Raw genomic sequence first — 9,586 nt, 5'->3', positions numbered from 1 at the left:
CGCCGTACTGGTTTAAAGTTAATCCACTATATCTATGCCGAATTATGAGGGCTGTCCGATTTTCCTGACCTTTTTAGCATGCAAACACGCAATAATCACCAAACAGGAGACAACGAAATATACACCCGAAACAAACATAAACAGCATAGACATCAAGCCTTGCCCCATATCACCGCAGCAAAGCGGCGTCGAATTGCTCCAATACAAAAACAAATAGGCGCCATTAAGAATCGATGTCGCCAAAAGAGTGGTAAGAATATATCTCTTGAAATAAAGATAAGGCAGGCATAGGAAAAATTGCACCAACAAACCAAACCCGGCCATCTCAAGCGCCTCCTTCGGTTCATTCGCCCCTAAATCAAAATATTGCGCCCAAGCATAAGACCATAAGGTCATAACGATGACAATCACAACAGCCGCGCTCAACAAAGAAAAAATCCGCTGTTGCCTGTTTTGAAATTGAAAAAACACGATACGTCCAAACCTCCTCAGAGCGGCACTTTCAAGCCCATTGATACTATAGTGGCTTAACTAAATCAGGACAAGGCGATGAAACCGCAAGACAGTACAGACAGTACAGAAACCGATTCACTTGGTGCTTCAGCACCTTAGAGAATGTCTCTTTGAGCCAAGGCGAGGCAACGCCGTACCGGTTTAAAGTTAATCCACTATAAGGGTTCGATTTTTATTCAAAACCCTTATTCAGTCAACATGACGCCACTGATTTCAACCTGCCTTTTCAGACGACCCCTCGGTCTTTTGCACAACAACACCATCAAACCGCACTCGCCAACCCCATGCGCCTTGGTTTCCTATACAATATCGCGCAATACAAACCTACCCTACCACCATGTCCAAAAAAATCCTCATCATCACCCCGAGCTGGATCGGCGATTGCGTCATGACCCAGCCGCTTTACCGCCGCCTGCACGAACTCCATCCCGGTTGCACCATAGACGCATTTGCGCCCAAATGGTCGATGGCGGTATTCGAGCGCATGCCCGAAATCAGCCGCGTTATTGAAAACCCGTTCGGACACGGCGCGTTGGAGCTGAAAAAACGCTGGCGCATCGGGCGCGAACTGGGCAAACAGGGTTACGACCAAGTCATCGTCCTGCCCGGCTCGCTCAAATCCGCCCTCATCGCCTTCGCCACCGGCATCAAACAGCGCACCGGCTACGTCGGCGAATCGCGCTATCTGCTGCTCAACGACATCCGCAAACTCGACAAAACCGCCCTGCCCCTGATGGTCGACCGCTACACCGCCCTCGCCCACCCGACGCAGGCGGACTTCAACGGACATTCCGATAACCCGCGTTTCACCATTTCCTCCGAAAGCCGCGCCGCTGCTCTTGCCAAATACGGCTTAAACACCGATAAACCCGTTCTCGCCTTCTGCCCGGGCGCGGAATACGGCCCCGCCAAACGCTGGCCCGCGCGCCATTTTGCCGAACTCGGCCGCCGCTATCTGACGGAAGGCTGGCAGGTTTGGCTGTTCGGCTCGCAAAAAGATTTCGACATCGCCGAAGAAATCAACCGACTTTCAGACAACCTCTGCACCAACCTTTGCGGCAAAACCAACCTTTCCGAAGCGATTGACCTGCTTTCCTGCGCCGACACCGTCGTCTGCAACGACAGCGGTCTGATGCATCTCGCCGCCGCTCTCGACCGCAAACTCGTTGCCGCCTACGGTTCGTCCAGCCCCGACCACACCCCGCCCTTGAGCCCAAAAGCAAAAATCGTCAGCCTGCACCTCGAATGCTCACCCTGCTTCAAACGCGAATGTCCGTTGGGACACACCGACTGCCTGAACAAACTCACGCCGGACATGGTTCAAAAAGCGGCGGAGGAATTGGCGCAAACACAATCTGAATAAGCCATCAACCGACAAATTCTAAATCTGCAACAAAACCATACGACAAAAGGTCGTCTGAAACCTTATTCCGGTTTTCAGACGACCTTTCAGATGCTCAAAATCTGGGTATTTAATCTTGCAACGCGGCGGCGATTTCGTTGCGCAGTTTGTTTAAAAACCTGCCGTGGCGTACCCATTGGGCGGCGGTTTCATGGTCTTTCCCGGCAAAGGCCGTCCGCAAATCTTGATACAGCTTGTCTTGTTCACGGCTGATTTCTTGGTCCAACGCGCGCAGGGCTTCGTTGTTTTGCGCCATTTGCGCATCCATCAGCGTTTCGCGCCATTCCATTTGCTGCATGAGAAATTCAGGAGCGAAAGAGGTATGCTCCGGCGCGTCGGCGTCTATGCCCAACGTTTTCAGCAGATACGCCGCGCGGTCGATGGGATTTCTCAAGGTACGGTAGGCATCGTTGATGGTGGAAGACATCATCACTGCCTGCTTTTGCTCGAAGGCGGAGGCTGAAGCGAATTTGTCAGGATGGAAACGGGCAGCCAAGGCGCGGTAGGTTTGCTCCAAGTTTTCGGCGTCGATATCGAAAGCGGGTTCAAGCTGGAAGAGTGTGAAATATTGAGACATGGTGGGATAATTAATGTGAAATTTTCGGCAGAAACCTGATTTTGCCTTATAATCCGCTAATTCTTAACCAAAAGGACTGAATATGAGCAGTAAAGTGCAGCACAATAAAGGCAAAATACGCGACAATGCTTTAAAAGCCTTAGTGAAATCCGATTTGTTCCGACACAAGGTGGAACGGAAAAGAAAAGGCAAAGGCAGCTACAACAGGCAGGAAGCGAAAAAATGGCGGGACGGTTTTGATACTGTCCCGCCATTTTTATGTCTTAAACGTGGAAGCTCTCGCCACAGCCGCAAGAGTCTTTGACATTCGGGTTTTCAAATTTGAAACCTTCCTGCAAGCCTTCTTTGGTGTAATCGACTTGCGTGCCGTCCAGATAAACCAGACTTTTCGGGTCGATATAGATGCGGGCGCCGTGTTCTTCGAATACCAAATCTTCGGCGCTGGCCTCATCGACAAATTCAAGGTTGTATGCCATGCCCGAGCAGCCGCTGGTTTTCACACCCAAGCGTACACCCAAGCCTTTGCCGCGCTTGGTCAGGTAGTTGTTGATGTATTTGGCTGCATTTTCTGTGATGGTAATCAAAATATTTGTCCTTTTTATATAGATTGAAAATACTTGTTTTTAGGTCGTCTGAAACTTGAGTTAACTTTTTGGCAACCTGCGGTGCCGCTGACGATACAGCAACACAGCCCAAATCAACCAAACACCCAGCCAAACAGGGAAGAGTGCTAACAAACTGAGCCAGCCATAAATACTGCCTGTCCAATCACGGTTAAGCGGCGTACGGAATGCAGAATCCAACCTGGTCCGAGAGGCTAAATACACCCGTGCAGTTTCGCCCCGTATCTCAGGACGCAAAGACAAGATTTCCACTTCGATATGGTTTAACCCAATAGGCGTATCCGCGCAGTCCAAACAGCGGATATCTATCCGCCGCCGCGCATGTGCTGTTCTTTTGCTTGTGCTTTGTAGCGTATAGACCTGATAAGTAATGTCGTCAGGCGAGGATTCCACACTTGCCGCATGCAGTTTCGCCTGCCCGGATTCACGCTCAATCGTGATAAGGGGCGGTTGACTGTTTTGGAGCGCAACATAGGATAATTTTACCCGTGCACCTTCTTTTAAAACAATGCTTTGTGCAGGAGGATAGTAATTCACCACCGCAAATAAAGCATATCCGACCAGCAGTATCAAACTATATGCGTAAAACAGTATTTTCGCGATACCGCATTTACCCATTTATCTAACCTTGTTCAATTTTCCGTTGCCTGTCGCTGCTGCGCCCAAGCAACGGCAGCCTGCATGGCTGCCCGAGCCTGCGGACTGTTTTTCCAACAGGTCGAGCCGGTCAATTTCGCGCCCTGTTCCAAAACATCGTCCAAATCCGCTGCCGCCAGCGTGGCAACATCATCCAAACCCATTTGCTGCAAACGCTGCAATACGGTTTTACCTATGCCTTTGACGGCAAGCAGGGATTGGGCTTCTTCATCGGTAAAAGGCATTTCGTCTCCTTCGATTTTGCAGACGTATCGACTAAATATAAGCCTATGGCTTATCGCCCTCTCCCTAACCCTCTCCCGCGGGGAGAGGGGATAGATTGGCAGGTAGTCCCAAATTTGGCGACAACTTCAAAAGGATTAGGTTTCTGTGTCCTTACCCTCTTCTTTACAAGAAAAGGCATGCCGTTTCTTTTGATTTTGCAGGCGTATCGACTAAATATAAGCCTATGGCTTATCGCCCTCTCCCTAACCCTCTCCCGCGGGGAGAGGGGATAGATTGGCAGGTAGTCCCAAATTTGGCGGCAACTTTAAAAGGATTAGGTTTCTGTGTCCTTGTCTTCCTCCTCTGAGTGAGAAGGGAACAAGCCTTCGAGTTTACTTTTTCCGGAAACCCTAAGACTTTCAAGAGTCCTATGAATGTCTACCGACAAAGCACCCACTAATCGGATTATTTGTTTTCCTGACGTTTGCGGTAGTCGGCAACAGCCGCTTTTACCGCATCTTCAGCCAAAATGGAGCAGTGGATTTTCACAGGCGGCAGTTCCAATTCTTCAGCAATTTCGCTGTTTTTGATTGCCAGCGCGTCATCCAGGCTTTTGCCTTTGACCCACTCGGTAATCAGGCTGGACGAAGCGATGGCGGAGCCGCAGCCGTAAGTTTTAAATTTCGCATCTTCGATGATGCCTTCGTCGTTCACTTTGATTTGCAGGCGCATGACGTCGCCGCAGGCCGGCGCGCCGACCATACCGGTGCCGACAGACTCGTCGTTTTTGTCGAAAGTACCGACGTTGCGGGGGTTTTCATAGTGGTCAATTACTTTATCGCTGTATGCCATGATGTGGTTTCCTTAATGTTTTTTAATGGTTTCAGTGGTTTGTTTGCCGATTTTCAAACGGCCTGAAGTTTAGATTTTGCACGCGCCGCCTTCGCAGCCGTCATCGTTTTCCGAATCGACGCCGCCTTCCACGGTAACGCCGTCAAAATCTTCAAGCAGGTTATCGAGATTGTCCAAATCTAAATCTTGTTCATTCATGGTTTTGTATCCTTGATTTTAATGTGGTGTCTTTTAGGTCGTCTGAAAAGGTCTTTTTGAGGTTTCAGACGACCATTTTTAATGTTTAGGTTGGATAAATTGCTCAATATTATCTATTACAGTTTTTCATCAGCCATGTACAAAAGCACATTCCAAAATTGTTTGGGCTTTCCCGTTGACATTAATCGGTTTCAGTTTTGCTTGCAGGGTTTCGTATTCTTCTAAAATCAAACTGTATTTCCGAACAGGACGGTATTTTCCTTTTAACACCTTGCGTGCCTGTTCCGGCGGCACATCCAACAACAACCGGGTGTAGCTGTAACCTGCGGTTTCTATTTGGAACGTCTGGCTGATATGAACCACAGGCAAGCCATAATAAGTACCGCTGAGTTTCAAACGGGTTTGATCAAGAATGAACGGTTCTCCATCTTCACTAAACTCCGCGCGGTGCAAAGTCATCGGCGGGTGCGCAAGATCACGGTAAGCCTTTGGCAGATTGACTCTATTGGGATAATTCAAACGTAGGTTTTGATATTTAGAGTCCTTATCGTTCCAGCTGTAGTTTATATCACTAAATGAATCAAGCAGGTTTTCCAAACGTTTATCGAATTGACAGCCATTTTCAAATGATTTAAATATCGTTGACCAATCGGGTTGTGTCTGTGCTGAAACCAGCGGGGCAGAACATAGCATCAGACAAGAAAGTAAGTAGCGTGTTTTATTTTTTATAGTCATTTTTAGTATTTTTCTGGAAGAAGGTCGTCTGAAAAGGTCTTTGGGGAGATTTTCAGACGACCTTTTTCTATTTATTAAGTAGGCTGGGTTGTTAAACCCAACATTTCGAGCAGATTGATAGGCTTGTTGGGTTTTCAACCCAACCTACACTTGCTGATTTTTGGTTGCAGTATATTTTTAATAAGGATGCAAGCCTAAACTTGGCTGATCATATTCCAAACAGTATTCTTCATAACAGAAAGGGCATTTTAAGTATTTCTCACATTCTCCGCTCCCTTTAGGCACATCTCGAGAAAAACTATTTTCACTCTCTTGATATGTTTGGCCACATTTCTCACAAACAATATCATTATCCTGGTGACCATATTCACCACAAATTCCCATTTGTGTTACCTCTTTATTAATAATTTAATAATCATTACAACAAGGTTAGATTGCTAAATTTAATGTTTCAGGCAACTTGGTGGATTTATTTGGATTACTGAATCCAGTCTACACTTATTTTCACGCAGTCTAAGAACTCGAATTCACAAATCCGCATTCCATTCCACCAAGTGCAGGCTGCTTTTAATGCGCTGCCCATTCAATCGAGTTCAAATCAATCCCGTCTTTGAACATTTCCCACAGCGGCGACAGTTCGCGCAGTTTGCCGATTTTGGATTTGATCAGTTCTGCCGCAAACTGCACTTCTTCTTCGGTGGTCATACGTCCGAAGGTGATGCGCAGGGATGAGTGCGCCAGTTCGTCGTTGCGTCCGAGCGCGCGCAGGACGTAGCTGGGTTCGAGCGAGGCGGAGGTACAGGCGGAGCCGCTGGATACGGCGAGTTCTTTGACTGCCATAATCAGGCTTTCGCCTTCGACGAAGTTGAAGCTGACGTTCAGGTTGTTCGGGGCGCGGTGTTCGAGGTCGCCGTTGATATAGACTTCTTCGATGCCTTCGATGCCTTTGAGGAAGATGTCGCGCAGTTTGCGGTAGTGCGCCATGTCTTGTTCGAGTTCTTCTTTGGCGATGCGGAAGGCTTCGCCCATGCCGACGATTTGGTGGGTCGGCAGGGTGCCGCTGCGGAAGCCGCGTTCGTGGCCGCCGCCGTGCATTTGGGCTTCGAGGCGGACGCGGGGTTTGCGGCGGACGTACAGCGCGCCGATGCCTTTGGGGCCGTACACTTTGTGGCCGGACATGGACAGCAGGTCGATTTTGGCGGCTTCCACGTCAACAGGCACTTTGCCGCAAGCTTGGGCGGCATCGACGTGGAAGATGATTTTGCGTTCGCGGCAAATTTCGCCGATGGCGGGAATGTCTTGCACCACGCCGATTTCGTTGTTCACCCACATCACGGAAATCAGGATGGTGTCGTCGCGGATGGCGGCTTTGAGTTCTTCCAAGTCAATCAGGCCGTTTTCTTGTACGCCGAGGTAGGTGACTTCAAAACCTTGGCGTTCGAGTTCGCGCATGGTGTCGAGCACGGCTTTGTGCTCGGTTTTGACGGTGATGAGGTGTTTGCCTTTGGTTTTGTAGAAGTTTGCCGCGCCTTTAATGGCGAGGTTGTCGGACTCGGTCGCGCCGCTGGTGAAGATGATTTCTTTGGGGTCGGCATTAATCAGTGCTGCAATGTCGGCGCGGGCTTTTTCGACAGCTTCTTCTGCTTCCCAGCCGAATGCGTGGCTGTTGGAAGCGGGGTTGCCGAAGGTTTCGGTTAAGTAGGGAATCATTTTTTCGGCAACGCGTTTGTCAACAGGAGTGGTGGCGGCGTAGTCGAGATAAACGGGGGTTTTGACGGTCATGGTTTGCTCTTTCTTTTTCTGTAATGTACTTAATGGATATGTGTAAATTGGATGACTTGGCTGCCGTCATCGCTGTTTTTCTGTTCGATGATGCTTTGCAGGGTAACGCTGCTGAGGTAATCGTTGATGGTTTTGTTCAGGTTTTCCCAAAGGTCGTGCGTCAGGCAAGGCGCGCCGTGGTGGCAGTTGGCTTTGCTGCTGCATTGGGTGGCGTCCAGCTTGTCTTCGGCGGCGGAAATGATTTGGGCGATATTGATTTGTGCAGGAGGGGCGGCGAGGATGTAGCCGCCGCCGGGGCCGCGCAGGCTTTCGACCAGCCCGGCGCGCCGCAGTTTGCTGAATAGTTGTTCGAGATAGGAAAGCGAAATACTTTGGCGTTCGCTGATGGCGCTGAGTTTGACAGCGCCGGTTTGCGCGTTCATCGCCAAATCAATCATGGCGGTAACGGCAAAACGCCCTTTTGTGGTCAGTCTCATGGTAGGTGCCTGTGTCGGCTTTTTTATAGTGGTGCGATTGTCTAATATCTGAGTGATTCAGTCAAGTATATTCGGGCGTCTTCCGATTGTTTGTTTAAATGGCTGTGCGAATGGATTTTTATCTGCCTGAAGATTTCTCTTTTTTTATCTGAAACTTGAATCCGAGGTCGTCTAAAAAGTGCTATTACCCTGCTTTTGGCGGGGTTAAAACCATTTGCTTTATAATTGCGATTGATATAGATTATCTAATTCATACTAAATCATTATGGTATTACAAAAGGTCGTCTGAAACCGCCCTGCCCGTTTCAGACGACCCAATCCATAAGCAACCCCTTAACAGAGGCAATCAACAATGAAACGCGATTTGAGCAAAATGACCTGTATCGAAGACCTGCGCCTTGTCGCCAAGCGCAAGATGCCGCGCATGTTTTACGATTACATCGATTCAGGTTCTTGGACGGAAACCACCTACCGCGAAAACACTTCGGATTTCAAAGACATCCGCTTCCGCCAAAAGGTATTGGTCAACATGGAAGGCCGCAGCCTGGAAACCAAAATGATCGGTCAGGATGTGAAGATGCCGGTGGCGATTGCACCGACGGGCTTTACCGGTATGGCACACGCCGACGGTGAAATCTTGGCGGCGCGGGCGGCGGAGAAGTTCGGCATTCCGTTTACGTTGTCCACCATGTCCATCTGCTCGATTGAAGACGTTGCCGAAAACACCAGCGCGCCGTTTTGGTTTCAGCTTTATGTGATGCGCGACCGCGAGTTTATGGAAAACCTGATTAAGCGCGCGAAGGATGCCAAATGTTCGGCATTGGTTTTGACCGCCGATTTGCAGGTTTTGGGCCAACGCCACAAAGACATCAAAAACGGTCTGTCCGCGCCGCCGAAACCGACCATCGCCAATTTAATCAATCTGGCGACCAAGCCCGAATGGTGCATGAAAATGCTGAACACGGAACGCCGCACGTTCCGCAATATCGTCGGACACGCCAAAAACGTCGGCGATTTGTCCTCGCTGTCTTCGTGGACTTCCGAACAATTCGACCCGCGCCTGAGCTGGGACGATGTTGCCCGAATTAAAGATTTGTGGGGCGGCAAGCTGATTATCAAAGGGATTATGGAACCTGAAGATGCGGAAAAAGCAGCGAAAAGCGGCGCGGACGCATTGGTCGTTTCCAACCACGGCGGCCGCCAGCTCGACGATACCGTATCCTCCATCAAAGCCTTGCCCGACATCGTCAGCGCAGTCGGCAGCGACATCGAAGTCTGGATGGACAGCGGTATCCGCAGCGGTCAGGACATCCTCAAAGCATGGGCCTTGGGCGCGAAAGGCACGATGATAGGCCGCGCGTTCCTCTACGGCTTGGGCGCATACGGCGAAGAAGGCGTTACCCGCGCGCTGGAAATCCTGTATAAGGAAATGGACATATCCATGGCGTTTACCGGTCACCGCAATATTCAGGACGTCGACGCCAGCATCCTACAAAGCACGCGCTGGCCTGATGACAAATTCTGATGTTTCATACAAAAAGGTCGAGACCTTTGCAAAATTCCCCAA

General features: G+C 49.6%; 13 protein-coding genes. 3 read left to right on the top strand and 10 right to left on the bottom strand.

Going from position 1 to position 9,586, the window contains the following annotated elements; all coding sequences use genetic code 11:
• Positions 1–42: 42 nt before the first annotated feature.
• Positions 43–471, bottom strand: coding sequence for a hypothetical protein (locus HMPREF2726_RS11190; RefSeq protein ID WP_036529403.1), 429 nt, complete (start codon positions 469–471; stop codon positions 43–45).
• A gap of 379 nt (positions 472–850) precedes the next feature.
• Here HMPREF2726_RS11190 and waaF point away from each other — a divergent pair, with 379 nt between their 5' ends.
• Positions 851–1,876, top strand: coding sequence for a lipopolysaccharide heptosyltransferase II (gene waaF / locus HMPREF2726_RS11185; protein WP_070603397.1), 1,026 nt, complete (start codon positions 851–853; stop codon positions 1,874–1,876).
• 109 nt (positions 1,877–1,985) lie between these two features.
• Here the strand turns inward: waaF and hscB are convergent, their stop codons facing one another.
• Positions 1,986–2,492: a Fe-S protein assembly co-chaperone HscB gene (gene hscB / locus HMPREF2726_RS11180; protein WP_070603395.1), complete on the bottom strand. Its 507-nt coding sequence runs from the start codon at positions 2,490–2,492 to the stop codon at positions 1,986–1,988.
• An 82-nt stretch (positions 2,493–2,574) separates the two neighbouring features.
• Here hscB and HMPREF2726_RS13450 point away from each other — a divergent pair, with 82 nt between their 5' ends.
• Positions 2,575–2,796, top strand: coding sequence for an alternative ribosome-rescue factor A (locus HMPREF2726_RS13450; RefSeq protein ID WP_049223989.1), 222 nt, complete (start codon positions 2,575–2,577; stop codon positions 2,794–2,796).
• Here the strand turns inward: HMPREF2726_RS13450 and iscA are convergent.
• The 8 genes from iscA to iscR all read right to left on the bottom strand — a co-directional run bounded on the left by iscA (position 2,756) and on the right by iscR (position 8,019).
• Complete coding sequence (gene iscA, locus HMPREF2726_RS11175) at positions 2,756–3,076, bottom strand: iron-sulfur cluster assembly protein IscA (RefSeq protein ID WP_003764837.1); 321 nt, start codon at positions 3,074–3,076, stop codon at positions 2,756–2,758. The two genes, HMPREF2726_RS13450 and iscA, sit on opposite strands and share 41 nt — an antisense overlap.
• Before the next feature lie 60 nt (positions 3,077–3,136).
• Positions 3,137–3,733: a hypothetical protein gene (locus HMPREF2726_RS11170; protein WP_070603393.1), complete on the bottom strand. Its 597-nt coding sequence runs from the start codon at positions 3,731–3,733 to the stop codon at positions 3,137–3,139.
• A 14-nt stretch (positions 3,734–3,747) separates the two neighbouring features.
• On the bottom strand, positions 3,748–3,996 hold the full coding sequence (locus HMPREF2726_RS11165; protein ID WP_003779183.1) for a recombinase RecA: 249 nt from the start codon (positions 3,994–3,996) through the stop codon (positions 3,748–3,750).
• Between the two features lie 445 nt (positions 3,997–4,441).
• Complete coding sequence (gene iscU, locus HMPREF2726_RS11160; protein WP_003674559.1) at positions 4,442–4,828, bottom strand: Fe-S cluster assembly scaffold IscU; 387 nt, start codon at positions 4,826–4,828, stop codon at positions 4,442–4,444.
• Positions 4,829–4,897: 69 nt separating this feature from the next.
• On the bottom strand, positions 4,898–5,026 hold the full coding sequence (locus HMPREF2726_RS14840) for a hypothetical protein (RefSeq protein ID WP_002234986.1): 129 nt from the start codon (positions 5,024–5,026) through the stop codon (positions 4,898–4,900).
• A 129-nt stretch (positions 5,027–5,155) separates the two neighbouring features.
• Positions 5,156–5,899 (bottom strand): hypothetical protein, encoded by a 744-nt coding sequence (locus tag HMPREF2726_RS11155; protein ID WP_246827891.1) that lies wholly within the window; start codon positions 5,897–5,899, stop codon positions 5,156–5,158.
• Between the two features lie 429 nt (positions 5,900–6,328).
• Positions 6,329–7,543 carry an IscS subfamily cysteine desulfurase gene (locus HMPREF2726_RS11150; RefSeq protein WP_003764834.1) on the bottom strand — a complete coding sequence of 405 codons (1,215 nt, stop codon included), beginning with the start codon at positions 7,541–7,543 and terminating at the stop codon, positions 6,329–6,331.
• A 29-nt stretch (positions 7,544–7,572) separates the two neighbouring features.
• Positions 7,573–8,019: a Fe-S cluster assembly transcriptional regulator IscR gene (gene iscR / locus HMPREF2726_RS11145; protein ID WP_003757728.1), complete on the bottom strand. Its 447-nt coding sequence runs from the start codon at positions 8,017–8,019 to the stop codon at positions 7,573–7,575.
• A gap of 352 nt (positions 8,020–8,371) precedes the next feature.
• Between iscR and HMPREF2726_RS11140 the strand changes: the two genes are divergently transcribed.
• Positions 8,372–9,544, top strand: coding sequence for an alpha-hydroxy acid oxidase (locus HMPREF2726_RS11140; RefSeq protein WP_009312134.1), 1,173 nt, complete (start codon positions 8,372–8,374; stop codon positions 9,542–9,544).
• Positions 9,545–9,586: the final 42 nt, after the last annotated feature.

This window comes from Neisseria sp. HMSC074B07 (assembly GCF_001810355.1).
Classification (GTDB): Bacteria; Pseudomonadota; Gammaproteobacteria; order Burkholderiales; family Neisseriaceae; genus Neisseria.
This window is presented reverse-complemented; position numbering and strand designations above follow the sequence as displayed.